At 38.8% G+C, this 25266-nt stretch carries 26 protein-coding genes; all 26 read left to right on the top strand.

Annotated elements, in window-relative coordinates:
- The first annotated feature begins 34 nt into the window (after window positions 1–34).
- The 26 genes from MKY06_RS21490 to MKY06_RS21365 all read left to right on the top strand — a co-directional run bounded on the left by MKY06_RS21490 (window position 35) and on the right by MKY06_RS21365 (window position 25259).
- The gene (locus MKY06_RS21490) at window positions 35–418 is read left to right on the top strand and encodes a YlqD family protein (protein WP_013058897.1); all 384 of its coding nucleotides are present in this window, start codon (window positions 35–37) and stop codon (window positions 416–418) included.
- Window positions 419–430: 12 nt separating this feature from the next.
- Window positions 431–943, top strand: coding sequence for a ribosome maturation factor RimM (gene rimM / locus MKY06_RS21485; protein ID WP_013058896.1), 513 nt, complete (start codon window positions 431–433; stop codon window positions 941–943).
- Window positions 943–1683, top strand: a complete 741-nt coding sequence (trmD, locus tag MKY06_RS21480; protein WP_013058895.1) for a tRNA (guanosine(37)-N1)-methyltransferase TrmD — start codon at window positions 943–945, stop codon at window positions 1681–1683. The genes rimM and trmD overlap by 1 nt, the downstream gene beginning before the upstream one ends.
- Before the next feature lie 161 nt (window positions 1684–1844).
- Window positions 1845–2189: a 50S ribosomal protein L19 gene (gene rplS / locus MKY06_RS21475; protein ID WP_013084808.1), complete on the top strand. Its 345-nt coding sequence runs from the start codon at window positions 1845–1847 to the stop codon at window positions 2187–2189.
- Window positions 2190–2369: 180 nt separating this feature from the next.
- Window positions 2370–2921, top strand: coding sequence for a signal peptidase I (lepB, locus tag MKY06_RS21470; protein ID WP_013058893.1), 552 nt, complete (start codon window positions 2370–2372; stop codon window positions 2919–2921).
- A 21-nt stretch (window positions 2922–2942) separates the two neighbouring features.
- Entirely contained in the window at window positions 2943–3809 is an 867-nt protein-coding gene (gene ylqF, locus MKY06_RS21465) for a ribosome biogenesis GTPase YlqF (RefSeq protein ID WP_013058892.1), read from the top strand.
- Window positions 3810–3916: 107 nt separating this feature from the next.
- Complete coding sequence (locus tag MKY06_RS21460) at window positions 3917–4684, top strand: ribonuclease HII (RefSeq protein WP_098449456.1); 768 nt, start codon at window positions 3917–3919, stop codon at window positions 4682–4684.
- Window positions 4685–5053: 369 nt separating this feature from the next.
- Window positions 5054–6214 (top strand): ADP-forming succinate--CoA ligase subunit beta, encoded by a 1161-nt coding sequence (gene sucC / locus MKY06_RS21455; protein WP_013058890.1) that lies wholly within the window; start codon window positions 5054–5056, stop codon window positions 6212–6214.
- An 18-nt stretch (window positions 6215–6232) separates the two neighbouring features.
- Complete coding sequence (gene sucD, locus MKY06_RS21450) at window positions 6233–7135, top strand: succinate--CoA ligase subunit alpha (RefSeq protein WP_013058889.1); 903 nt, start codon at window positions 6233–6235, stop codon at window positions 7133–7135.
- A 63-nt stretch (window positions 7136–7198) separates the two neighbouring features.
- Complete coding sequence (dprA, locus tag MKY06_RS21445; RefSeq protein ID WP_013058888.1) at window positions 7199–8080, top strand: DNA-processing protein DprA; 882 nt, start codon at window positions 7199–7201, stop codon at window positions 8078–8080.
- A gap of 154 nt (window positions 8081–8234) precedes the next feature.
- The gene (gene topA / locus MKY06_RS21440) at window positions 8235–10310 is read left to right on the top strand and encodes a type I DNA topoisomerase (RefSeq protein WP_013058887.1); all 2076 of its coding nucleotides are present in this window, start codon (window positions 8235–8237) and stop codon (window positions 10308–10310) included.
- A 206-nt stretch (window positions 10311–10516) separates the two neighbouring features.
- Entirely contained in the window at window positions 10517–11821 is a 1305-nt protein-coding gene (gene trmFO, locus MKY06_RS21435; RefSeq protein ID WP_013058886.1) for an FADH(2)-oxidizing methylenetetrahydrofolate--tRNA-(uracil(54)-C(5))-methyltransferase TrmFO, read from the top strand.
- A 65-nt stretch (window positions 11822–11886) separates the two neighbouring features.
- Window positions 11887–12789, top strand: a complete 903-nt coding sequence (gene xerC, locus MKY06_RS21430) for a tyrosine recombinase XerC (RefSeq protein WP_013058885.1) — start codon at window positions 11887–11889, stop codon at window positions 12787–12789.
- Window positions 12790–12803: 14 nt separating this feature from the next.
- Entirely contained in the window at window positions 12804–13346 is a 543-nt protein-coding gene (gene hslV, locus MKY06_RS21425; RefSeq protein ID WP_013058884.1) for an ATP-dependent protease subunit HslV, read from the top strand.
- A gap of 16 nt (window positions 13347–13362) precedes the next feature.
- Window positions 13363–14763: an HslU--HslV peptidase ATPase subunit gene (gene hslU / locus MKY06_RS21420; RefSeq protein ID WP_013058883.1), complete on the top strand. Its 1401-nt coding sequence runs from the start codon at window positions 13363–13365 to the stop codon at window positions 14761–14763.
- A 28-nt stretch (window positions 14764–14791) separates the two neighbouring features.
- The gene (gene codY, locus MKY06_RS21415; RefSeq protein WP_013058882.1) at window positions 14792–15571 is read left to right on the top strand and encodes a GTP-sensing pleiotropic transcriptional regulator CodY; all 780 of its coding nucleotides are present in this window, start codon (window positions 14792–14794) and stop codon (window positions 15569–15571) included.
- Between the two features lie 443 nt (window positions 15572–16014).
- Window positions 16015–16404 carry a flagellar basal body rod protein FlgB gene (gene flgB, locus MKY06_RS21410; protein WP_028411435.1) on the top strand — a complete coding sequence of 130 codons (390 nt, stop codon included), beginning with the start codon at window positions 16015–16017 and terminating at the stop codon, window positions 16402–16404.
- A 2-nt stretch (window positions 16405–16406) separates the two neighbouring features.
- On the top strand, window positions 16407–16856 hold the full coding sequence (flgC, locus tag MKY06_RS21405; RefSeq protein ID WP_098279080.1) for a flagellar basal body rod protein FlgC: 450 nt from the start codon (window positions 16407–16409) through the stop codon (window positions 16854–16856).
- A 12-nt stretch (window positions 16857–16868) separates the two neighbouring features.
- Entirely contained in the window at window positions 16869–17159 is a 291-nt protein-coding gene (gene fliE / locus MKY06_RS21400) for a flagellar hook-basal body complex protein FliE (RefSeq protein WP_013058879.1), read from the top strand.
- Between the two features lie 49 nt (window positions 17160–17208).
- Window positions 17209–18801, top strand: a complete 1593-nt coding sequence (gene fliF, locus MKY06_RS21395; protein WP_098279081.1) for a flagellar basal-body MS-ring/collar protein FliF — start codon at window positions 17209–17211, stop codon at window positions 18799–18801.
- A gap of 11 nt (window positions 18802–18812) precedes the next feature.
- Complete coding sequence (fliG, locus tag MKY06_RS21390) at window positions 18813–19832, top strand: flagellar motor switch protein FliG (protein ID WP_340961261.1); 1020 nt, start codon at window positions 18813–18815, stop codon at window positions 19830–19832.
- Window positions 19825–20613: a flagellar assembly protein FliH gene (fliH, locus tag MKY06_RS21385; protein ID WP_025601671.1), complete on the top strand. Its 789-nt coding sequence runs from the start codon at window positions 19825–19827 to the stop codon at window positions 20611–20613. Before fliG ends, fliH begins: the two co-directional genes overlap by 8 nt.
- Window positions 20588–21901: a flagellar protein export ATPase FliI gene (fliI, locus tag MKY06_RS21380; protein WP_013058875.1), complete on the top strand. Its 1314-nt coding sequence runs from the start codon at window positions 20588–20590 to the stop codon at window positions 21899–21901. The genes fliH and fliI overlap by 26 nt, the downstream gene beginning before the upstream one ends.
- A 2-nt stretch (window positions 21902–21903) precedes the next feature.
- On the top strand, window positions 21904–22347 hold the full coding sequence (gene fliJ / locus MKY06_RS21375; protein WP_013058874.1) for a flagellar export protein FliJ: 444 nt from the start codon (window positions 21904–21906) through the stop codon (window positions 22345–22347).
- Between the two features lie 9 nt (window positions 22348–22356).
- Window positions 22357–22974: a MotE family protein gene (locus MKY06_RS21370; RefSeq protein ID WP_029320584.1), complete on the top strand. Its 618-nt coding sequence runs from the start codon at window positions 22357–22359 to the stop codon at window positions 22972–22974.
- Between the two features lie 17 nt (window positions 22975–22991).
- The gene (locus tag MKY06_RS21365; RefSeq protein ID WP_289918764.1) at window positions 22992–25259 is read left to right on the top strand and encodes a flagellar hook-length control protein FliK; all 2268 of its coding nucleotides are present in this window, start codon (window positions 22992–22994) and stop codon (window positions 25257–25259) included.
- The last annotated feature ends 7 nt before the right edge of the window (window positions 25260–25266 follow it).

Raw genomic sequence — 25266 nt, 5'->3', positions numbered from 1 at the left:
ACAAGGTCACTATCTTGAGGGCGGAGGGAACGTTTTGAACATTATTCAAAAAGTGGTTGTGAAACAAGTGTTAACTGAAGCAAGCAAACAAGATCTTGAAAATCGTTTTATAAACCGCAAGCAGGCGCTTGAAAAAGAAATGGAACAGCTGAAATTTCAGTTAAAGCACATGGAAAAAGCCAATAAAGGTTCTTCTTTATTACATAGTCAGTTTGAAAAAGAAAAATCCGCTCGCCTTGAAAAAATTGAAGTGTTGAACTTTCAGCTGACGCAATTAGAAAAGCTTCCTTTAGGGAGCGAACTCGTTGAAACGGAACTGGATGCCTTAGTAGAGGTAAAAATCGGCGATGATTGGGAAAAGATAAAAGAAAGTAAAACAATTATTATAAAAGATAGCAAAGTTGTTGAGATTAGATAGAGGTGAAGAAGCATGAAATGGTTTAAGGTTGGAAAAATTGTGAATACCCATGGTGTAAAAGGAGAAGTTCGTATTGTATCAACTACGGATTTTGCTGATGAGCGCTATGAAAAAGGAAATAAACTTTATATCTTCAAAGAAAAGCAAAGCGAGCCGGTAGAAGTAACGGTAGCAAGCCACCGCAGGCATAAAAATTTTGATCTGCTTACATTCGAAGGCTATCAAAACGTAAATGATGTTGAGCAGTATAAAAACTGCGAAGTGAAAATCCCTGAGGAGCAGCTAACGGATTTAGAAGACGGTGAATTCTATTTCCACGAAATTATTGGCTGTACAGTAAAAACAGAAGACGGAGTAGAGGTAGGAACGGTCAAAGAAATTTTAACGCCGGGAGCTAATGATGTGTGGGTTGTTAAAAAAGGCGGAAAAGAAGTTCTTATTCCTTACATCGACGACGTTGTACAATCTATTGATATAGATGAAAAAGAGATTGTTATTACAGTAATGGAAGGGTTATTGGACTAATGAAAATTGATGTACTGTCGCTATTTCCTTCTATGTTTGACGGTGTTTTTGGTGAATCAATTTTGAAAAAAGCACAGGAAAAAAATGCGGTTGAACTGAATGTAGTTAATTTCCGAGAATATTCTACGAACAAACATCAAAATGTGGACGATTATCCTTACGGCGGAGGTGCTGGAATGGTATTGACGCCTCAGCCTATTTTTGACGCTGTAGAAAAGCTGACTGAAACAGCTAAGAAGCCCCGGGTAGTTTTGCTTTGTCCGCAGGGCGAACGTTATACACAGGCAAAAGCAGAAGAGCTAGCAGCAGAAGAGCATTTAATTTTTATTTGCGGTCATTACGAAGGATATGATGAACGAATTCGTGAGCAGTTGGTAACTGATGAAATTTCAATTGGTGACTATGTATTAACTGGAGGAGAGCTTGGTGCAATGGTTGTGATCGATAGCGTTGTTCGCCTGCTTCCCGATGTGCTTGGCAATAATCATTCAGCTGTACAGGACTCACACAGTACAGGTTTACTAGAGCACCCCCACTATACGCGTCCTGCTGATTTTAGAGGCTTAACGGTTCCTGAAGTACTTATGTCAGGAAATCATAAAAAAATTGAACAGTGGCGCCAAAAAGAGTCTTTAAAGCGCACGCTGCTTCGAAGACCGGATATGCTTGAAAAGATGGAGCTAACGGAAGAGCAAAAGAAACTAGTAGCTCAATTAAAAGAAGAAAACCAGCTTTCATAAATCCATAAAATTTATGCATAAACTCTGTTGCATACGGTATAAGAGTGTGCTAAGATAGATTTTGTGGCTTGGGCAGATGTCTGGTCACCTATAACGATGTTCCGCTGCAATGATTGAAAAGCATTGGTATGAGCGTCTGTTGGAAGGAGTTGAAACACGCGATGCAAAAATTAATCGAAGAGATTACAAAAGAACAATTAAAAACAGATCTTCCTACGTTCCGTCCTGGTGATACTGTACGTGTACACGTAAATATCGTTGAGGGTACTCGTGAACGTGTTCAGGTATTTGAAGGTGTTGTTATTAAGCGTCGTGGCGGTGGTATCAGCGAAACATTTACAGTACGTAAGATTTCTTACGGTGTAGGTGTAGAGCGTACATTCCCACTTCATACGCCAAAAATTGCAAAAATCGAAGTAATGCGCCGCGGTAAAGTACGCCGTGCGAAACTTTATTACCTACGTGAATTACGTGGTAAAGCTGCGCGTATTAAAGAAATTCGATAATAGTAAAGGGGAGCTTGTTTATACAAGCTCCTTTTTTCAAATGTTTTTTTAGAACGATTCGTTCTCTGACAGTAAAAAATAGACGTACAAGTCATCATTTTTTTATTCTATTTATTTATTAGGCGTTTCAAACATTATCGTTTAAAATAAAGGTATGACATAAGAGTTGGAGGACTGAAGATGGCTCGAAAGAAAAATGAACTGTGGGAATGGATAAAAGCAATCGCCATTGCCGTACTGTTAGCTGTTGTAATTCGCTATTTTTTGTTTGCACCGATTGTAGTAGATGGACTTTCTATGATGCCTACGCTGCATGACCAAAATCGAATGATTGTAAATAAGTTCTCCTATAAGATTGGTGATCCTGATCGCTTTGATATTATTGTTTTTCATGCTACAGCGGAAAAAGATTACATAAAACGTATTATCGGACTGCCGGGTGATCATATTGAGTATCGAAATGATACGCTATATGTAAATGGAAAAGCTTATAAAGAGCCCTATTTAGATCAGTATAAAAAAGAAGTGATTGACGGTAATTTAACCGAAGACTTTAAACTAGAAGACGTAACGGGTAAAAAGACTGTGCCAGAAGGCTATTTGTTCGTGATGGGAGACAATCGACGCTACAGTAAAGACAGCCGTCAGATTGGCTTTGTGAGCATGGACAAGGTGCTTGGTAAAACGAGTGCCGTATACTGGCCGATTAAAGAAGCACGTTTTGCAAAGTAAAATATAAAAGGTGAGTAAAATATGACAATTCAATGGTTTCCTGGCCATATGGCCAAGGCCAGAAGACAAGTAACTGAAAAGCTAAAATTGATTGATATTGTATACGAACTGGTTGATGCACGCATTCCGCAATCATCGCGAAATCCAATGATTGATGAGATTATTGTGAACAAGCCGAGAATCGTATTGCTGAATAAAGTGGACAAAGCTGATCCGCGCGTTACTCAGCAGTGGCTAGATTATTACAAAGAACAAGGTATTTATGCCTTAGCTATTGACGCACAAGCAGGTAAAGGAATGAAACAAATTGTTTCGTCTTCCAAAGAACTTCTTCAAGAGAAGTTTGACCGCATGCGCGCAAAAGGAGTTAAAAAACCCCGCGCTATCCGAGCGATGATTGTAGGGATTCCTAACGTCGGTAAATCAACGCTGATTAATCGCCTTGCCAGCAAAAAAATCGCCAAGACCGGAGACCGTCCAGGTGTGACGCAAGCACAGCAGTGGATTAAGGTAGGGAATGAGCTGGAGCTACTTGATACGCCAGGTATTTTGTGGCCTAAATTTGAAGATGAAAAAGTTGGATATAAGCTTGCGACAACGGGTGCTATCAAAGATACCATTTTAAATATGCAAGATGTCGCTGTTTATGCACTGCGCTTCTTATCTAGCCATTACCCAGAACAATTAAAGCAGCGTTATGATTTAAATGAAATCCCTGAAGATATTGTAGAGCTTTTTGATGCAATTGGGTCGCGCCGCGGCTGTTTAATGGGTGGCGGCATGGTAGATTACGATAAAACAGCTGAGCTTGTTCTTCGAGAAATTCGAACGGATAAAATTGGCACCTTTACATTTGATGATCCAAGTGAAGCTGAACAGCAGCTGTAAGCAATACATTGCGAACTGAAACAAAAAACGCCTCTGCCTTTTCAGCATGAGGCGTTTTTTATGTAAAGGTGCCGTGTGAAAATGTTGATATAAAGAAGGTGGAGCTAATGAAAAAGAGTATTAAGGAAATAAAAGAAGAACTAAAGCAAGTGAGAAGCTCGGAAGATGCTTTATTTAAGGCATATGCGCAAGATGAGCGTAAAGGTGTGCAGCAGGTTATTATTCAAAAACAAAGGCAATTTGAAGCCGCTGAGCGCTTGAAGAAACAGTTTGATGAAATGATGGCATATGAAAATGAATTATATAGCCAAGGAGCAACCTATATTGCCGGAGTAGACGAAGTAGGAAGAGGGCCGTTAGCGGGACCGGTAGTAGCGGCTGCCGTTATTTTGCCTCCTGATTTTTTTCTTCCTGGTCTGACAGATTCCAAGAAGTTATCAGAGGCAAAGCGAGAAGCGTTTTATGAAGAAATTTGTAAAAGCGCTGTTGCTATCGGTATAGGCATTATAGGGGCAGAGGTTATTGATTCTATTAATATTTATGAAGCAACAAAAAAGGCAATGACTGAAGCAATTGAACTTCTAGCTGTTCAGCCTGATGAACTGCTTATTGATGCGATGAAGCTGCCGGTGCCTATTTCGCAGCAGTCAATCATCAAAGGCGATGCTACAAGCATTTCGATTGCTGCAAGTTCTGTTATTGCAAAAGTGACGCGAGATCGAATGATGAAAGAACTTGGTGAACGCTATCCTGCATATGGATTCGAAAAACATATGGGATATGGAACAAAACAACATTTAGAAGCAATCGAAAAATATGGAATTTTGCCAGAACATCGCCGATCTTTTGCACCGATAAAAAACCAAGTAAACTAGAACATGATACCCGAGCATATCTCTGCTTTTTAGCGCATGTTTCACATGCGGGATTTTAGGTTCAAAAAGAATATAGCCTATTTAAGTGGAGATATTGTAGAGGGTGAAGTTCGTAAATTATTTTCCTCTCAGTTCGCTTTAGTTATGAAGGTTGATTTACATGATCAACTATACGTTTAACGTCCGCAAAGCCTCATCGACTTCATAAGGTATAGTTAAGTACTATCTCCATAAAAATATCAATTTTCTTATTATTTCAATATTTTTCACTAGAATAGTAGACAATTAGACAATTATTTTTATACAATGAAAGCGCAGTCTATTTCGTGCAGTATAGTTTTGTGGTTGATTATGTTAGGAGGATGGGAAATGAATATCCATGAGTATCAAGGAAAAGAACTACTCAGAAAATATGGGGTTGCAGTACCAAACGGTCGAGTAGCTTTTACTGTTGAAGAAGCAGTTGAAGCAGCAAAGGAATTAGGTTCACAAGTATCAGTGGTGAAAGCACAAATCCATGCTGGTGGACGCGGTAAAGCGGGCGGTGTCAAAGTAGCAAAAAACTTAGATGAAGTTCGTACATATGCACAAGATATTTTAGGAAAGACCCTCGTAACACACCAAACAGGCCCTGAAGGAAAAGAAGTTAAGCGCTTGTTAGTTGAAGAGGGATGCGATATTAAGAAAGAATACTACATCGGTTTAGTTCTTGATCGTGCAACGTCTCAAGTTGTATTGATGGGTTCTGAAGAAGGTGGAACTGAAATTGAAGAAGTGGCGGAAAAAACGCCTGAAAAAATCTTTAAAGAATATGTAGATCCTGCGATTGGTTTACAAGCATTCCAAGCTCGCAGACTTGCATTTAATATTAATATTCCAAAAGAATTAGTTGGAAAAGCAGTTAAGTTCATGACAGGTTTATATACAGTATTTGTTGAAAAAGACTGCTCAATTGCAGAGATTAATCCTCTAGTTGTAACAGGTGACGGAGACGTTATGGCATTGGATGCGAAGTTAAACTTTGATTCAAATGCGCTGTATCGTCAAAAAGATATTCTTGAATATCGTGACCTTGAAGAGGAAGATGCTAAAGAAATTGAAGCATCTAAATATGACTTAAGCTACATTTCACTAGACGGTAATATCGGTTGTATGGTAAACGGTGCAGGTTTAGCAATGGCAACGATGGATATTATTAAGCATTACGGAGGCGACCCTGCTAACTTCCTGGATGTTGGGGGCGGCGCAACTGCTGAAAAAGTAACAGAAGCATTCAAAATTATTTTATCTGACCAAAATGTAAAAGGTATTTTCGTTAATATTTTCGGCGGGATTATGAAATGTGATGTTATTGCAACAGGTGTTGTTGAAGCAACGAAACAAGTTGGATTAAGCCTTCCATTAGTTGTTCGCTTAGAAGGAACAAACGTTGAACTTGGAAAAGAAATTTTACAAAAATCAGGCTTAAATATCACAGCTGCTGAATCTATGGCAGACGGCGCACAAAAAATCGTTTCACTAGTGAAATAGAAAGGCTGGGGGATAGGAATGAGCGTATTTATTAATCAAGATACAAAAGTAATTGTACAAGGAATTACAGGCGGAGTTGGCCTTTTTCATACACAGCAAATGTTAGAATATGGAACGAAAATTGTTGGTGGCGTAACGCCAGGTAAAGGCGGCTTAGAAGTAGAAGGTGTTCCGGTATTTAATACGGTTGCCGAGGCAAAAGAAAAAACAGGCGCAACGGCTTCTGTTGTATATGTTCCGCCAGCATTCGCAGCTGACTCCATTATTGAAGCAGTTGACGCAGATTTAGATTTAGTTATTTGTATTACGGAAGGTATTCCAGTATTAGATATGGTAAAAGTAAAGCGTTATATGGAAGGAAAACGTACGCGCCTTGTGGGACCTAACTGCCCAGGTGTTATTACACCGGAAGAATGTAAAATTGGAATTATGCCAGGGTACATTCACAAAAAAGGTCATGTAGGTGTAGTTTCACGTTCTGGTACATTAACATATGAAGCTGTTCATCAACTTTCTGAAGCTGGCATTGGCCAATCAACAGCTGTTGGTATCGGCGGTGACCCAGTGAACGGCACGAACTTTATCGATGTATTAAAAGCGTTTAATGAAGATGAAGATACGTATGCAGTAATTATGATTGGTGAAATCGGCGGTACGGCAGAAGAAGAAGCGGCAGAATGGGTAAAAGCAAATATGACAAAACCTGTGGTCGGCTTCATTGGCGGTCAAACAGCACCTCCGGGAAAACGTATGGGCCATGCTGGTGCTATTATTTCAGGTGGTAAAGGGACAGCGTCTGAAAAAATTAAAACAATGAATGAGTGCGGTATCCAAGTAGCTGAAACACCATCTGTTATGGGAGAAACACTTATTAAAGTGTTAAAAGAACAAGGCATTTACGAGCAGTGTAAGACTCATTAATAGAAGACATATAGCCTCCTTTGACCGGGGGCTATTTTGTCCATTTAAAAAGGAGATTGTAGAATGTCTGATTTACGGGAAAAATTAATTCATTTAGCACATTGTCCATCTGTTAATTGGAAACAAATTTTTACGCTACTTCAACAGAATTCTTCATTACAAAATCTCTACGAGTACTCTCCATCACAGCTTCAAAAACTATTGACTCTCTCGATTGAACGTGCTAATCAAATAAAAAAAGATTTGCAAACTATTCCAATACGAGATATCCTAGATAAATATGACGCTGAGAATATTCAATGTGTCACCATCCTAGATAATGAATATCCTGAACTTTTGCGCCATATTTATGATCCGCCTTGGGTATTATTTGCAAGAGGAAAGGTTTCTCTTCTACACGCTCCAGAAAGCTTAAGCGTTGTAGGAACAAGGAATCCCACTTCATATGGAACTGCAGCTCTGACTCATATTGTTAAGCCGATGCTGCATGAAGAATTTGTCGTTGTAAGTGGACTAGCTCTAGGGATTGACCAGGCTGCTCATGAACTGGCTATCGCTGAAAAAGCTAAAACGATTGCAGTTTTAGGCGGAGGGTTTTATAATATTTACCCAAGAGGAAACCAAAATTTAGCAAGAGAAATTGCGCAGCATCATTTGCTGCTTTCTGAATATGCCCCGTTTATGAAGCCGACGAAATGGTTTTTCCCTCGCAGAAACAGAATCATTAGCGGATTAACAGGAGGCACGTTGGTGGTGCAAGCAAAAGAAAGAAGTGGATCTTTTATTACCGCTGACCAGGCGCTTCAGCAAGGAAGAGAAGTATTTGCCATACCGGGTTCTATTTTTGAAGAAACATCATGTGGAACGAATAAGTTAATCCAATTAGGGGCAAAACTTGTGCAAAGCGCTGCTGATATTACAGATGAAATGATGTATATAAGATGAATGTTTCAAAGTAGTCATATTCTTGCATGGTATGAAATACTAGTGAGATACGTAGTAAAATCGTATGACTTATCTTTTGGACATTTGACAAACAAGAACCAAATATTTAATAATAATGAAGATTTTATTCTACCTCTTGAGGAGGAACAAATAGATGTCTGACTACCTAGTAATTGTAGAATCGCCTGCAAAGGCTAAAACAATTGAACGTTATTTAGGAAAGAAATATAAAGTAAAAGCATCGATGGGACATGTTCGCGATTTACCTAAAAGTCAAATGGGAATTGATATTGAACAGGATTACAATCCGAAATATATTACAATTCGCGGGAAAGGCCCGGTTTTAAAAGAACTAAAAACAGCGGCTAAAAAAGCAAAAAAGATTTACCTAGCAGCCGATCCAGACCGTGAAGGAGAAGCGATTGCATGGCACTTGGCGCACAGTTTGGATGTAGACATTGCATCGGACTGTCGCGTAGTATTTAACGAGATTACAAAAGAAGCGATTAAAGAATCTTTTAAACATCCCCGAGCAATTAATATGGATTTAGTAGATGCTCAACAAGCACGCCGTATTCTTGACAGGCTGGTTGGCTACAACATCAGTCCATTGCTGTGGAAAAAAGTGAAAAAAGGATTAAGTGCCGGAAGGGTTCAATCAATTGCAGTGCGGTTAATTATTGATCGTGAAAAAGAAATTGCAAAGTTTATCCCAGAAGAATACTGGACGGTAAAAGCAACTTTTCAAAAAGGGAACGACCAATTTGAAGGCCAGTTAATCGAATATCAAGGGAAAAAAGTAGAGCTATCGAATGAAAATGATGTAACCAACATTGTTAAACAATTAGATGGAAATGAATTTTCAATTTCTAAAGTAACAAAACGTGAGCGAAAGCGTAATGCGGCTCCTTCTTTTACCACGTCTTCATTACAGCAAGAGGCAGCGCGGAAACTGAACTTCCGAGCGAAAAAAACAATGATGATTGCGCAGCAATTATATGAAGGAATTGATTTAGGAAAAGAAGGTACAGTAGGTCTTATCACGTATATGCGTACCGATTCTACTCGTATTTCAGAAACAGCTCAAACAGAAGCTAGAGATTACATTACGAACGCATACGGAAATCAGTTTGTGGCAACGGAAAAGCGTAAAGAAAAGAAAAATTCGAACGCGCAAGATGCCCACGAAGCGATTCGTCCAACTTCAGCTCTTCGTAAACCAGGAGAGGTAAAAGAGTTCTTATCGCGTGATCAGTATCGACTGTATAAGCTAGTATGGGAGCGCTTCGTTGCTAGTCAAATGGCACCTGCAATTATGGATACAATGGCTGTAGATTTGAAAAATGGAGACGTAACATTTAGAGCAAACGGCTCGAAAGTTAAATTTCCAGGCTTTATGAAAGTGTATGTTGAAGGCAATGATGATCAAGTGGAGGAAAAAGAAAATCTTCTTCCAGACTTAGAAGAAGGAGAAGTAGCTTATTCTAAGGACATCGATGAAAAGCAGCACTTCACACAGCCGCCGCCAAGATATACTGAAGCTCGTTTAGTCAAGACATTAGAAGAGCTAGGCATTGGCCGACCGTCTACATATGCTCCAACACTTGACACGATTCAAAAGCGCGGGTACGTAGCGCTCGATAACAAGCGTTTTGTTCCAACAGAACTTGGAGAAATTGTACTAGAGCTTGTATTGGAGTTTTTCCCGGAAATTTTAGATGTAGAGTTTACAGCTAAAATGGAAAACGATTTGGATGAAGTGGAAGATGGTAATGTTCAATGGGTGCGTGTTATTGACGAATTTTACAGTGATTTTGAAAAACGCTTAGAACATGCTGAAAAAGAAATGCGCGAAGTGGAGATTAAAGATGAACCTGCCGGAGAAGATTGTGAAGAATGCGGTTCACCTATGGTATACAAAATGGGACGCTACGGAAAATTTATGGCATGCTCTAATTTTCCTGACTGCCGCAACACAAAGCCAATTGTAAAAGAGATTGGTGTAAAGTGTCCGAAATGTGAAGAAGGAAATATCGTTGAGCGAAAATCGAAGAAAAAGCGTACATTTTATGGCTGTGATCGATTCCCGGGCTGTGACTTCGTATCTTGGGATAAGCCGATTGCAAGAAAATGTCCGAAATGTGAAAATCTGCTTGTGGAGAAGAAACAGAAAAAAGGAACTCAAGTCGTCTGTACAAGTTGTGATTATAAAGAGGAAGCTCAGCAGTAAAAGAGAATGGGATGAATTCCCACACTTTAAATTTAAAAATAGCAGTTATATAAGATGCGGCGACATTGCTTCATGTGCTAAAATGGAAACGTTATTAGCGACATTGAGTAATGTCGCATTTTCTTTGTCCCGTTAAAAAAGGAAAAGACAAGTGAATGAATAAGTAAAATGATAGAAAAGATAGAAATGAAGTTGGAGGATTTACAATGAATGAACAAGTAATTAATGTTATCGGAGCAGGTCTTGCTGGAAGTGAAGCGGCTTGGCAAATCGCAAAGCGCGGTTTGAAAGTCCGTCTTTATGAGATGAGACCAGTAAAGCAAACACCTGCTCATCATACGGACAAATTTGCTGAATTAGTATGTAGTAATTCACTGCGTGCGAATACATTAACAAATGCAGTGGGTGTGTTAAAAGAAGAAATGCGATTATTAGACTCTGTAATTATTCGTTCAGCAGACGAGTGTGCGGTTCCAGCAGGTGGAGCACTGGCTGTTGACCGTCACGAATTTGCCGCTCGTGTGACGGAAAGCGTTAAAAACCATCCAAACGTAACGGTTGTTAATGAAGAGATTACGGAAATTCCACAAGGACCAACTGTTATTGCAACAGGTCCGTTAACGTCAAAAGATTTATCAGAAAAGCTGCGTGCGTTAACAAGTGAAGATTATTTATATTTTTACGATGCGGCTGCACCTATTATTGAAAAAGACAGCATTGATATGGATAAAGTATATCTTAAATCTCGCTATGACAAAGGGGAAGCTGCCTATTTAAACTGTCCGATGACAAAAGAAGAATTCCAACGTTTTCATGAAGCATTAATCAATGCAGAGACGGTTCCTTTAAAAGAATTTGAGAAAGAAATTTATTTTGAGGGATGTATGCCAATTGAAGTAATGGCTTCACGCGGAGAAAAAACAATGCTCTTTGGACCAATGAAACCAGTTGGGTTAGAAGATCCGAAAACAGGAAAGCGACCTTATGCAGTTGTTCAGCTTCGTCAAGATGATGCAGCAGGTACACTATATAATATCGTAGGTTTTCAAACACATTTAAAATGGGGAGCACAAAAAGAAGTATTAAGCTTAATTCCAGGTTTGGAAAATGCAGAAGTAGTACGCTACGGAGTTATGCATAGAAATACGTTTATTAATTCTCCTAAATTGTTAAAGCCGACGTATCAATATCGTGAGCGTGATGACTTATTCTTTGCTGGACAAATGACGGGAGTAGAAGGATATGTAGAATCAGCGGCGAGCGGACTAATGGCCGGAATGAACGCAGCTCGACTTGTACTTGGTGAAGAATTGGTTGTATTGCCGCAGGAAACGGCGATTGGCAGTATGGCTCACTATATCACACATACAAGCGCTAAAAACTTCCAGCCGATGAATGCCAACTTTGGCTTATTCAAAGAATTGGAAGTGCGAATCAAAAACAAACAAGAACGAAATGAAACGCTTGCTAAAAGAGCATTGGAAACTATTCAGAATTTTACAACAAAATAATCAAAATTGTTTGCAAGGGCTACTTAATTGTGATAATATTTAGTAGCCCTTGTGAGGTGATAACATTGGAATTTGTTAAAGATGTATTAAATTCCTTTCTAGAATATTTACAAATTGAGAAAAACTATTCAAAATATACAGTTGACTGCTATGAAAAAGACATAGGTATCTTCATGTCTTTTATGCAGGAAGAGCAAATACAAAACCTACAAAGTGTTACATATGCTGATGCAAGGCTGTTTTTAACACGCCTATATGAAAAGCAGTATTCAAAAAGATCGATGTCACGCAAAATTTCTTGTTTGAGAACGTTTTATCGTTACTTAAATAGAGAAGAATTAGTAGAAGATAATCCATTTGCGCTTGTTACCCTTCCTAAAAAGGAAGAGCGAAATCCTCGCTTTCTGTATGAAGAGGAGATTGTGAAATTATTTCAAATGAATGACTTAACAACTCCGTTAGGGCAGCGTAATCAGTCTCTATTAGAATTGCTGTATGCCACCGGAATACGAGTGAGTGAATGTGCATCTATTAAGCTTAGCGATATAGATTTTTCACTTCAAACTTTGCTCGTATATGGCAAAGGGAAAAAACAACGGTACGTGCCATTTGGCTGTTATGCCAAGGGCGCTCTTAGAGTATATATAGATAATGGAAGAAAGCTTCTTTTAAAAAAGGCTCCTTCTGATACTCATTCGCTCTTTTTAAATTATAAGGGGACACCGTTGACAGACCGAGGCATACGCTTAGTCATTGATCAGTTAGTAAAGAAGACCGCTGAGAATATACATATTAGTCCACACGTTTTGCGGCATACTTTTGCGACTCATATGTTAAATGAAGGGGCAGATTTACGTACAGTTCAAGAAATGCTAGGTCATGAACATTTATCAACCACTCAAATATACACACATGTGACGAAGGATCGTTTAAAGGCAGTTTATATGAATCACCATCCTCGCGCATAAAAGGAGGAGTTAATTTGTCTACTTTCCATGCTACTACGATTTTTGCGGTTCAGCATAACGGTCAATGTGCCATGTCTGGGGACGGACAAGTAACGTTCGGAAATGCTGTTGTTATGAAACATACTGCTCGAAAAGTAAGACGTCTATTTCAAGGGCAAGTTCTTGCCGGCTTTGCAGGTTCAGTAGCTGATGCATTCACTCTTTTTGAATTATTTGAAACGAAGCTTGAAGAGTATAACGGAAATCTTCAGCGTGCAGCCGTTGAGCTTGCTAAACAATGGAGAAGTGACAAAGTATTGCGAAAGTTAGAAGCAATGCTTATTGTTATGAACAAAGATAACTTACTATTAGTATCAGGAACGGGTGAAGTTATTGAACCGGACGACGGCATTTTAGCAATTGGATCAGGCGGAAATTATGCTTTATCAGCGGGACGTGCATTAAAACAACATGCAGGCGAACATTTAACAGCTAAAGAAATTGCAAAAGCAGCTTTAGATGTAGCAAGTGAGATATGTGTTTATACAAATGATCATATTATTGTAGAAGAACTGTAGGAAAGGGGATTTTTTTATGAATTCTCATTTAACACCTCGACAAATTGTAGAAAAGCTCGATCAGTATATTATTGGTCAAACGAAGGCAAAGAAAGCGGTCGCTGTTGCGCTGCGAAATCGCTATCGACGCGGTCTGCTAGACGAATCTTTACGTGATGAAGTTGTGCCGAAAAACATTTTAATGATTGGTCCTACAGGTGTGGGTAAAACCGAGATTGCACGCCGCTTAGCTAAGCTTGTCGGTGCACCTTTTATTAAGGTTGAGGCAACAAAATTTACGGAAGTTGGATATGTAGGACGCGATGTAGAATCAATGGTTCGTGATTTAGTGGAAACGTCAGTTCGACTTGTGAAAGAAGAAAAAATGAACGGCGTGCGTGATCGCGCTGAAGAAAATGCAAACAAGCGGATAGTAGAGCTTCTTGTTCCAAGCAAAAAGAAGCAGCAATCGTTTAAAAATCCGTTTGAAATGATTTTTTCAAACGGTACACAGTCAAGCGATGCGGATCCTGATCAAGATGAGGAAACGAATATTGCAACGAAGCGCAAGCAGATTGCTCATCAGCTTGCTTTAGGAGAGCTTGAAAATCATTATGTCACAATTGAAGTAGAAGAGCAACAGCCTTCTATGTTTGATATGTTACAAGGTTCGGGTATGGAACAAATGGGCATGAACATGCAGGATGCCTTAAGTAATTTTATGCCTAAAAAACAAAAAAAGCGCAAACTTACTGTTAAAGATGCACGAAAAGTATTAACAAATGAAGAAGCGCAAAAATTGATTGATATGGATGAAGTGACGCAAGAAGCTGTGAATCGTGCAGAACAATACGGAATTATTTTCATTGACGAAATTGATAAAATTGCTCAAAAAAGTGCTAATTCATCTTCCGCTGACGTTTCACGTGAAGGCGTGCAGCGAGATATTTTACCAATTGTAGAAGGGTCAACGATTGTTACAAAATATGGCGCAGTCAAAACTGATCATGTTTTATTTGTAGCAGCCGGTGCTTTCCATGTATCAAAACCGTCGGATTTAATTCCAGAATTGCAGGGTCGATTCCCAATTCGCGTTGAATTAACGAAGCTAACCGTTGAAGATTTTATAAACATTTTAGTAGAGCCAGATAATGCGTTATTAAAGCAATATGCGGCATTATTGGAAACTGAAGGTATACAAATTGAATTTTCTGACGATGCTATACGTAAGATTGCAGAAATTGCATATCAGGTGAATCAAGATACAGACAATATTGGTGCAAGAAGGCTTCATACGATTTTAGAACGTTTGCTAGAGGATTTATCGTTTGAAGCACCAGAAGTAACATTAGAGAAAATTGTGATTACTCCGCAGTACGTGGAAGAAAAATTAGAAAAAATCGCTAAAAACAAAGATTTGAGTCAATTTATTTTATAGAACTGAAATCGCAGGAGGAAGAGTACTAATGGATTTATTAGGGAAAACTAGAAAGATTAATGCAATGCTACAAAAAGCAGCTGGTAAACCAGTAAACTTTAAAGAAATGGCTGAAACACTTTGCGAAGTGATCGAATCAAACGTATTCGTAGTAAGCCGTCGCGGTAAATTATTAGGAATCGCTGTTAAACAGCAAATTGAGAATGCGCGCATGAAAGATATGTTAGAAGCACGCCAGTTCCCAGAAGAATATACTCAAAGCTTATTTAACATTCAAGAAACATCTTCTAACTTAAACATTGAAAGTCAATATACAGCTTTCCCAGTTGAAAATAAAGACTTATTTGATGCAGGACTAACAACAATCGTTCCAATTATCGGAGGCGGAGAGCGTCTAGGTACGCTTGTACTATCTCGTTTAGACCGTCAGTTCGAAGACGATGACTTAATCCTTGCTGAATACGGTGCAACGGTAGTAGGTATGGAAATTCTTCGTGAAAAAGCAGAAGAAATTGAAGAAGAAGCACGTAGCAAAGCTGTTGTACAAATGGCAATTAGCTCATTATCATACAGTGAGTTAGAAGCTATTGAGCACATCTTTGAAGAGTTAAATGGAAATGAAGGACTATTAGTAGCAAGTAAAATTGCTGACCGCGTTGGAATTACACGTTCAGTAATCGTAAATGCGCTACGTAAATTAGAAAGTGCTGGCGTTATCGAATCACGTTCTTTAGGAATGAAAGGAACTTACATTAAAGTTCTTAACAACAAATTCTTAGTAGAGCTTGAAAAATTAAAATCTAACTAAGTTTATGAACCAAAAAGCACACGGGCAAAGCCCGTGTGCTTTTTTTGTGTGCTCTCAGTACAAAAAGGCTCGCTGTGAGTTAAGACGATTCGTTCACTATTTTTACAAATCTATAACAAACTTCATATAAAAATCTAAAAATTATATTATAGAATCTTTAAATAGTAAAAAGATACTAGTTGATTACAAATCGTTACTTTTATTACATATTGTTCAGGACTTATGGTATATATTTTGATTTTGGATTTAAAAAATAGAGCTAAAGTATAGCATTGATGTTAAAATATGCTTGGAAAACGAATGAAAATTTTGGTTTATAGTCCAAAAGTTCTTAAAAAAGGATAGACATTGCATGAAGTTTTTCTTACAATAAGTTCTATGGTACTAAAGTCGAAATTTGTCTCATTTTTGAGGAAAATAGAATAGATAAGCAGGTGTAAGAATTGAGTTTGTTTTCAACTACTTTTCAAACAATTGAAAATGGAATTAGCTACGCGTCACAAAAGCAGCAGACGATTGCACAAAATATCGCAAACGTTGATACTCCAAATTATAAATCGAAAACAGTATCGCGTACGAGTGAATTCCGAGATTTATTACATAACGAGTTAGAAGCATATCAGACTGATTCAAAACATATCCCATTTTCCGATTCATCCCAGCGAGTGATTACCCAGCAAGGAAACACTTCCTATCAAGCAAATGGAAACAATGTGGATATGGATAAAGAGATGGCGGATATGGCTGAAAATCAAATTTACTATGAGGCGCTAGTAGATCGTTTAAATGGAAAATTTAATTCTCTTCAAACAGTCATTAGAGGAGGTAAATAAGTTTGACTATTTTTCAAAATATGAATATTACATCTTCAGCTTTAACTGCCAATCGTTTAAGGATGGACGTTGTTTCATCTAATATGGCGAATGCTGAAACGACAAGAGGGACGTACGTTAATGGTGAGTGGCAGCCTTACAAAAGAAAAATGGTTGTCATACAGTCTGATCGTTCGCCTTCTTTTTCGTCCCTCTTACACTCCGAAATTAATAAAAATCAAAACAATGGTGTAAAAGTCACAGATATCGTAGAAGATAATACTCCTTTTAATTTAGTATATAACCCGACGCATCCAGATGCGAATGACCAAGGGTACGTACAGATGCCGAATGTAGATCCTTTAAAGGAAATGACGGATTTAATTAGTGCTACTCGATCTTATGAAGCAAACGTGACGGTCTTTAATACAAACAAAAGTATATTAACAAAGGCGTTAGAAATTGGGAAATAAAGGAGCGATAAAATGATTAATGGTATCAGCAATCAAATAGCAATAGCAAAAACAGCAGCTTCTACTAGCACTGGACAAACAACTCAACAGTTTTCAACGTTTTTAAAAGACTCAATCAATGAGTTAAACAATACTCAACGCGCTTCGGATATAGCGACTGAAAAGCTTGCTAAAGGAGAAAACGTCGAAATCCAAGATGTGATGATTACTGCTCAAAAAGCAAGTATTACGATGCAAACGGCTCTTGAAATACGCAATAAAGCTGTTGAAGCCTATCAGGAAATGATGAGAATGCAAATGTAATTGAGCGGTTATTAAAGAAAATGAAAATAGTAATAACCGGAGGAATACCATGAATGAAAGAATAGCTCTTTATCGAGATAAGATGAAAGTCTTTTGGAATAACCGCAAAAAAGGACAGAAAATAGCCCTTATCGCTGCTCCTCTTGCGGCTATTCTAGTCATTAGTTTAGCATCTGTTTTTTTAAACCAGGATAAATTTGTCCCTCTTTATAGCAATCTATCGGCTCAAGAAACAGGACAAATCAAAGCGGAGCTTGATGCTAGAAGCGTTCCTTCAGAAATCTCTGATAACGGAACAACCATTTCGGTGCCTGAACAAAGCGTTGACTCGCTAAAAGTTGATTTAGCTGCACAAGGAATTCCTGATAGCGGAAGTATCGACTATTCGTTTTTTGGGAAAAATGCGAGCTTTGGTATGACAGATAATGAATTTGATGTGTTAAAACTCGATGCGATGCAAACTGAATTGGCTAACTTAATGAAAAACATTCAAGGAGTCAACGATGCAAAAGTGATGATTACCCTTCCCAATGAAAGCGTCTGGGCGAATGAAAAGCAGGGAGAAGCATCAGCATCGATTGTGCTTAATACAAAGGCTGGTTATAAATTTGATGATCAGCAAATTAAATCTCTTTATCATTTAGTATCCAAAAGTGTGCCAAACCTTCCTACAGATAATATCGTCATCATGAACCAATATTTTGAGTACTTTGATTTAAAAGGTAACGAAACGAATTCAGCTTCTAGCTCATTTGCTTCGCAGAACGAAGCGAAAAAAGAAGTTGAGCGAGATATTCAGCGTCAAGTACAGCAAATGCTAGGAAGACTGGTCGGTCAAGATAAAGTAATGGTCTCTGTTACAGCAGATCTTGATTTTACACAGGAAAATCGCGAAGAAAAGCTAGTAGAGCCTGTTGATAAAGATAATATGCAAGGAATTGCCGTTAGCGCTGAAAAAATTAATGAAACATTTTCTGGTAAAAATGCTCAAGATGGAGGCGTTGCTGGAACAGGAGAAGAAGATACAACAAATTACTCATCCAGTACAACAAGTGGAGACGGAGACTACGAAAAAAAAGAAGAACGAATTAATTATGAAGTGAATCGAATTCATAAAGAAATCGTCGAAAGTCCATACAAAATTCAAGATCTTGGCATTCAAGTAATGATAGATCCGTCCAATGCAAAAGGGAAATCACAAGTTTCCGATACGCTTGAGTCAGACGTTCAAAAAATGTTAGGTACAATTGTCCGTACTTCTATTTCAAAAGATGCAAATACGAAAGCTCTCTCGGATAACGCGGTCAGCGATAAGATTACCGTTTCCGTTCAGCCGTTTAATGGACAAGAAACAGCTGACAACACAGCAAGTTCAATTCCAGTGTGGATGTATATAATCGGAGGAGCACTGCTGCTTATTATTGTTGTTCTTATTGTGCTGTTGATTAGGAAAAGGCGTCAAGACTTAGATGAAGAGGAATATGATGAAGAGTATGATGAAACTTTTGAAGCATATGAAGCGGCACAAAAAGCCCCTGTTTTAAGTGCCGAACAGCAAACAAAAAGCAATCTTGAAACGTTAGCGAAGCAAGACCCGGAAGAGTTTGCAAAACTGCTGCGAACATGGATTAGTGAGGATTAGGAGGAAGGCTAATGGTAAAGGCTATGCAAAAAAATGAGTTAACTGGAAAGCAAAAAGCAGCAATTTTGTTGATTTGTCTCGGTCCGGATGTATCAGCTTCTATCTATAAACATCTTAGTGAAGATGAAATTGAGCAACTAACGCTTGAAATTTCTTCAGTGAGAAAAATAGAGCCGTCTCTAAAAGAAGCTGTGCTTCATGAGTTTGAACAAATAACGCTGGCTCAAAACTATCTTGAAAAAGGAGGAGTAAGCTATGCGAAACAGGTGTTAGAAAAAGCACTTGGACCAGAGCAGGCTATGATGATTATCAATCGATTAACTTCTTCTTTGCAAGTTCGTCCGTTTGACTTTGCCAGAAAAGCTGATCCTATGCAGCTGTTAAATTTTATTCAGCATGAGCACCCTCAGACGATTGCCCTTATTTTATCTTACTTAGAGCCGCCGCAGGCAGGACAAATCTTATCATCACTGCCTCAGGAAAGGCAAGCGGATATTGCAAGACGGATTGCAACGATGGGAAGTACGTCTCCGGAAGTTATTAATGAAGTGGAGAAAATTTTAGAGAGAAAGCTTTCTGCTACTGTTACCCAAGACTACACCCAAACAGGTGGTTTAGAAGCGGTAGTTGAAGTATTAAATGGAGTAGACCGAGCGACTGAAAAAATTATTATTGATACGCTTGAAATTCAAGATCCGGCATTAGCAGAAGAAATCAAACAGCGAATGTTTGTATTTGAGGATATCGTAACGCTCGATAACCGTTCTATTCAGCGTGTGATACGCGATGTAGAAAATGATGATTTATTGTTGAGCTTAAAAGTAGCAAGTGAAGAAGTGAAATCTATTATTTTTAAAAATATGTCTAGCCGTATGGTGGAAACGTTTAAAGAAGAAATGGAATTTATGGGTCCTGTGCGTTTGAAAGATGTAGAGGAAGCTCAGTCACGTATCGTTGCTGCAATTAGACGTTTAGAAGATGCTGGTGAAATTGTACTAGCTCGAGGTGGAGGAGACGATATTATTGTCTAATATCATTAAATCAACTTATACGAACAAACTTTCAGACGAAAATGCTAAGCACATTCAAGTCATTCCATTTGGTTTTCCGATACAAGATGAGCCCGCAGAAGAACATCTTCAGCAAGAAAATGCACAGCACGTTATTGAACAAGCGCACAGTGAAGCTGAAATAGTAAAGGCCGAGGCAGACGCTTACCGCAAACAAGCTCAAAACGAAGTTGAACGTTTGAAAAAGCAGTGGGAAGAAGAGAAGGTGCTGCTGTTTCAACAAGAACAAAAGCGAGGCTATGAAGAAGGATACGAAGAAGGGCTGCTTCAGGGAAAACAAGAGTATGAGCATGTATTAGCCATGTCGCGAAACATTGTTGAAGAAACAAAGAATCAGTACTACGAATATATAAATCAATCTGAAGAAGTCATCTTTGAATTAGGTTTCGCCCTCGCTGAAACGATTTTAAATGAGCAGCTTCAAAGAGATGAATCATTTTTATCACTTGTTGCAAGGTCTTTAAAAGAAGTTAGAGAACATAAAGAAATCCAGCTTTTTGTTTCTCCGAAAAAATATGCATATGTATGTGAACATAAACGAGAACTGTTCGATTTATTAAACGGAGAAACCGGGCTATTTATTTATGCAGATGAAAATCTTCAGGAAATGGATTGTGTCATCGATTCCTCTTATGGCCGTCTTGTTGCTTCTTTTGATAGTCAGTTAACAGAAATGAAGAAAAAATTAAAAGAACGTTTGTTAGAGGAGAGTAAACATGAAAGTCGCACAACTCATTCATGAAATCCCGCGCACATCTTCTTTTAAACGGTACGGGAAAGTTAGCCGAGTAGTAGGAATGATGATTGAATCTAGAGGACCTAGAACGTCAATAGGAGATGTTTGCTTTATTCATCTTAGTGAACGAGGAGATAAAATTCGTGCGGAAGTTGTTGGTTTTAACGGTGAGCACGTCATTTTAATGCCTTATACGTCTGTTCGATATATCGGACCTGGCTGCCTAGTGGAAACGACAGAAAAACCTCTGCAGGTAAGCGTGGGAAAAGAGTTAATAGGTCAAGTGCTTGATTCGTTAGGGAACCCTTTAGACGGGTCTGAACTTTCTCATTATTTGCCGTTTGTTTTAACTGATCAAGACCCCCCTAATCCCTTAGAGCGGCCGCCTATTGAACAGCCGATTGAAGTAGGGGTACGAACGATTGATAGTTTGCTAACAGTAGGTCAAGGGCAGCGCATAGGTATTTTTGCAGGAAGCGGTGTTGGAAAAAGTACGCTGCTCGGGATGATTGCACGCAATACAAAAGCAGATATCAATGTCATTGCCCTTGTAGGCGAGCGAGGAAGAGAAGTTAGAGAGTTTATTGAGCGAGATCTTGGAGAGGAAGGGTTAAAGCGCTCCGTTGTAGTAGTTGCTACCTCGGATCAGCCTGCTCTACTTCGAATGAAAGCAGCATATACAGCTACTTCTATTGCTGAATACTTTCGAGATGAGGGGCTGAGCGTCATGATGATGATGGATTCTGTTACTCGTGTAGCAATGGCTCAGAGAGAAATTGGATTAGCCGTAGGTGAACCTCCAACTACCAAAGGTTATACACCATCTGTTTTTGCTAGCTTGCCAAGGCTGCTTGAACGTACGGGAACTAATCAACATGGATCTATTACTGCTTTTTACACTGTATTAGTAGACGGTGATGATATGAACGAACCTATTTCGGATACGGTGCGAGGCATTATAGACGGACATATTGTACTAGACCGGGAGCTGGCCAATAAAGGTCAATATCCGGCCATCAATGTCTTAAAAAGCGTTAGCCGGGTGATGAACCATATCGTAAGTGAACGGCATAAAGAAGCAGCTGAAAAACTGCGTTCATTAATGGCTACCTATGCTAATTCTGAAGACTTAATTAACATAGGTGCCTACAAAAGAGGATCTTCTGCTTACATTGATGAGGCCATCCACTATCACCCTGTCATTGATGCATTTTTAAAGCAAAAAACGAACGAACATCCATCATTTGAAACAAGTGTAACAAAGCTCTGTGAACTGTTTGTGAAAGGTGAGTAAATATGGCATATGAATTTAGGTTATCTAAAATAATGGCAATCAAGTCAAATGAAAAAGATGAACTGCTATCTCAATATAATCAATCCTTACAGCAGTTTGAAACAGCGGGTGAAAAGCTTTATAAAAAGTTAAAAGAAAAAGAAACGCTGATTGAACAGCATACGGGCAAAATGAAGCAAGGGCTTTCTATTTTAGAAATTACGTCATTTCAGCAGTTTTTAACAAGTGCCGAACGAGTGATTGAGAGGCTGCAACAAGAGGTCATGTTTGCAAGACAGCAAATGAACTTAAAAAAACTGAAGCTAGAAGAAAAGAACATAGAAGTAAAGAAGTATGAAAAGTTAAAAAAGAGAGACTACGATTCTTATATAACCGCGGAAAAACAGTTAGAAGCGAAGCAAATGGATGAGCTGTCGCTACAGCAGTATATGCTGCATAGGAATTAGGTGGACAACATGGCTAATCAAAAAGAGTTAAGAGAAGAGTACGAAGAAGAAAAGTCTTACAGTAAAAGCCAAGTGTTTTTATTTTTAATCTTTATTCCAGCGGTGTTCCTCATCTTGGCGGCTTATATTGTTCTGACGCTTTTAGGCGTTAATGTAAATGATAAAGTTTCAGGTATTACACACGCCATTCCGTTTGTATCAAGTGAACAGTCGCAAAAAAATGAAAATATTCAAGAAAGCAATGAAGAAATACAAAAGCAGGTTGATAGCCTTCAAAAGAAGCTGAGCACGAAAGAAAAGCAAATCGCAGCTTATGAGAAAACGATCACTACAAAAGATCGTCAAATGGATGAACTAAAAATTGAAATGCGCGATATGGAAGAAAAAGCCGATGATGAAGCGGAAAAACAAAAGAACAATCAGCTGGCAAAAAAAGATGTAATTGCTACCTATGAAAACATGTCTCCTAAAAATGCAGCACTTATCTTTGCCGAATTAAAAGAAGACAAAGCGGTCGCGATGCTTAAGCAGTTCAAAGCGAGTACAAGAACGGCAATCTTAGAAAAAATGGATCCAAAAGTAGCTGCACGCTATACGACATTGTTAACAGATCAGATTGAGGAATAAAAGCAGAGGTGAAAACAGTGGAAATTTCACTACGTCCAGCAGCTGCATCAAAGTTAAACTGTGATGAAAAAGCAGCTGCTAGTCAGACTCAGGGTTTTTTTGAAGAAATCGTTCAGCAGCTTCAGCAGTTAGATACGCAGCCTTCAGCATCCGAGGAGAAATCATCAGATGAAACAGCGGTAGATCAAAACCTCTTGCAGGCGGTTGGGTTAATTGCGATTCAGTTAAGTGAAGCAGAAGATAAAGAAATGGAACCGGCTGTCTTATACGAACATCTAACCGAAATGATTAATAGGATTCCAAGTAGTCCAGATTTGGAACAGCCGCTTCTAAAGCTGCAGCACGTGCTAACAGACATGCAGCGGGCACCTGTTTCACCTGAAACAGACAGTCAAGAACAGTATTTAACTTCTATTTCTACCTTGCTGGAACTATGTAAAAATACGTCAGCTGTTTTTCAAACAGAGTTTGCTCAGCTGATGGAAGAACTACAAAAACCGCAGCTGCAGTCAGTGAAGCTTTCGGATACGCAGCTTGAGGGTTTGCGGAAAACTGCTGCTGAAAAAATAGAGAAAATTCATAAACAACCACGTGTATTAACCGATACCTTACATGAAAAGCGCTCAGCTGATTTCTTCGCCGTTGTTCAAGCAGCCCCAAAAAGTTCTGTAAGAGATATGACCGCTTTTCATAAAGAGGAAAAAGTGCCGCTTTTGAATCAGCTTCCATGGAAAAAAGATGTGATTTTACGTAACGAAAGTATGGATAGGGATAGTTCAAAAAAGGATAGTGAAATTTCTTTCACTGCTAACACGGCCGGGGCGACGTTAGAAAATACTCCATCATCTTTTAAATCTAAAGAAGCACCTAAGGTCCAAGAGTTTTCTATTGATCTAGGGCAAGTGAAATCTGATCATCAACAGTCTGACAATCTTTTAAATGAGCTGCAAAAAATATGGAGTAAAGCTTCGCTCAGTGCTGAAAAGGGAAGATCCAAGCTTTTCATTGCGTTATTTCCAAAACAGCTAGGTACGATTTCAATTGAAGTGCTTCAGCAAGAAAATGAAACGATTGCGCAAGTGGTTGTATCGTCAGCGAAAACAAAAGAGCTATTAGACGCTAACCTTTCGACTTTACGGCAAGTTCTGACTTCTCAGCATGTATCCGTTGATCAAGTCGATGTGGCCGCTGTTCAAGCAGCTCCAGAAACTTCTGTAAAAGATATGAACGCTTTTGGTAAACAAGAAAAAGTGCCGCAGTTTTCTATTGATTTAAGGCAAGCAACATCTGAGTATCAACAGTCTAGAGATCTGGTAAACGAATTGGAAAATATATGGAGTAAAGCTTCAATCAGTACTGAAGAGGGAGCATCCAAGCTTTCCATTAAGTTAGTTCCAAAGCAGCTAGGTACGATTTCAATTGAAGTGCTTCAACAAGATCATAAAACGATTGCGCAAGTAGTTGTATCGTCAGCGAAAACAAAAGAGCTGTTAGACGCCAACCTTTTCAGATTACGGCAAGCTCTCACATCTCAGCATGTATCCGTTGATGTTGATAAAGTTGGTGTGGACGCTGTTCATACCGCTTCAGAAAGTTCTGTGAGAAATACGAACGCTTTTCGTAAAGAAGAAAAAGTACCGTTTTTCAATCAGCTTCCATGGAAAAAAGATGTGGTATTACACAGCGAAAGTATAGATACAAATAGCTCTTTAAAAAATAGCGAAAGTTCTGCAGGTACAAACACAACCGGAGCGACAGTAGAGAATCAGTCATCATCCTTTGGAACTGGAGAAATGCCTAAGCTTCAGCAGTTCTCTATTTATCTAGGGCAAGCAAAATCTGACTATCAACAGTCTAGCAATTTGGTAAACGAGCTTGAAAAAATATGGAGTAAAGCTTCGTTCAGTACTGAAGAGGGAACATCCAAGCTTTTCATTAAGTTATTTCCAAAACAGCTAGGTGCGATTTCAATTGAAATGCTTCAGAAAGACAGTGTAACGGTTGCACGAATTGTCGTATCGTCAGCAAAAACAAAAGAGTTATTGGACTCCAACCTTTCAACTTTGCGGCACGGTCTCGCGTCTCAGCATGTATCAATTGATAAAATCGATGTGCTACTGTCAGAACAAGCGATGTCGTATAACAATGAAAATGATCAGCAAAAAGAAAGACAGGAAAAAGAAGCGTTTAAAAAAGAAGAAGAAGATCAAGATTCACAACAATTGGAAGAATCGGCTTCCTTTCTATCTTCTTTTGAAGCAGCGCTCATTAACTACAACGTATAGGTGATAA

It is taken from the genome of Priestia sp. FSL P4-0332 (genome assembly GCF_038005845.1).
Classification (GTDB): domain Bacteria; phylum Bacillota; class Bacilli; order Bacillales; family Bacillaceae_H; genus Priestia.
The sequence above is the reverse complement of the archived record's forward strand: the minus strand, read 5'-3'. Positions and strand labels throughout refer to the sequence as shown.

Excerpts from the sequence above, each read along its gene's own strand:
- fliF (WP_098279081.1), top strand. The coding sequence starts at position 17,209 with ATGAATGAAAGAATAGCTCTTTATCGAGATAAGATGAAAGTCTTTTGG.
- MKY06_RS21370 (WP_029320584.1), top strand. The coding sequence starts at position 22,357 with ATGGCTAATCAAAAAGAGTTAAGAGAAGAGTACGAAGAAGAAAAGTCT.
- sucD (WP_013058889.1), top strand. The coding sequence starts at position 6,233 with ATGAGCGTATTTATTAATCAAGATACAAAAGTAATTGTACAAGGAATT.
- codY (WP_013058882.1), top strand. The coding sequence starts at position 14,792 with ATGGATTTATTAGGGAAAACTAGAAAGATTAATGCAATGCTACAAAAA.
- fliG (WP_340961261.1), top strand. The coding sequence starts at position 18,813 with ATGGTAAAGGCTATGCAAAAAAATGAGTTAACTGGAAAGCAAAAAGCA.
- trmFO (WP_013058886.1), top strand. The coding sequence starts at position 10,517 with ATGAATGAACAAGTAATTAATGTTATCGGAGCAGGTCTTGCTGGAAGT.
- rimM (WP_013058896.1), top strand. The coding sequence starts at position 431 with ATGAAATGGTTTAAGGTTGGAAAAATTGTGAATACCCATGGTGTAAAA.
- hslU (WP_013058883.1), top strand. The coding sequence starts at position 13,363 with ATGAATTCTCATTTAACACCTCGACAAATTGTAGAAAAGCTCGATCAG.
- fliE (WP_013058879.1), top strand. The coding sequence starts at position 16,869 with ATGATTAATGGTATCAGCAATCAAATAGCAATAGCAAAAACAGCAGCT.
- dprA (WP_013058888.1), top strand. The coding sequence starts at position 7,199 with ATGTCTGATTTACGGGAAAAATTAATTCATTTAGCACATTGTCCATCT.
- lepB (WP_013058893.1), top strand. The coding sequence starts at position 2,370 with ATGGCTCGAAAGAAAAATGAACTGTGGGAATGGATAAAAGCAATCGCC.
- trmD (WP_013058895.1), top strand. The coding sequence starts at position 943 with ATGAAAATTGATGTACTGTCGCTATTTCCTTCTATGTTTGACGGTGTT.
- fliI (WP_013058875.1), top strand. The coding sequence starts at position 20,588 with ATGAAAGTCGCACAACTCATTCATGAAATCCCGCGCACATCTTCTTTT.
- topA (WP_013058887.1), top strand. The coding sequence starts at position 8,235 with ATGTCTGACTACCTAGTAATTGTAGAATCGCCTGCAAAGGCTAAAACA.
- ylqF (WP_013058892.1), top strand. The coding sequence starts at position 2,943 with ATGACAATTCAATGGTTTCCTGGCCATATGGCCAAGGCCAGAAGACAA.
- fliJ (WP_013058874.1), top strand. The coding sequence starts at position 21,904 with ATGGCATATGAATTTAGGTTATCTAAAATAATGGCAATCAAGTCAAAT.
- rplS (WP_013084808.1), top strand. The coding sequence starts at position 1,845 with ATGCAAAAATTAATCGAAGAGATTACAAAAGAACAATTAAAAACAGAT.
- MKY06_RS21460 (WP_098449456.1), top strand. The coding sequence starts at position 3,917 with ATGAAAAAGAGTATTAAGGAAATAAAAGAAGAACTAAAGCAAGTGAGA.
- sucC (WP_013058890.1), top strand. The coding sequence starts at position 5,054 with ATGAATATCCATGAGTATCAAGGAAAAGAACTACTCAGAAAATATGGG.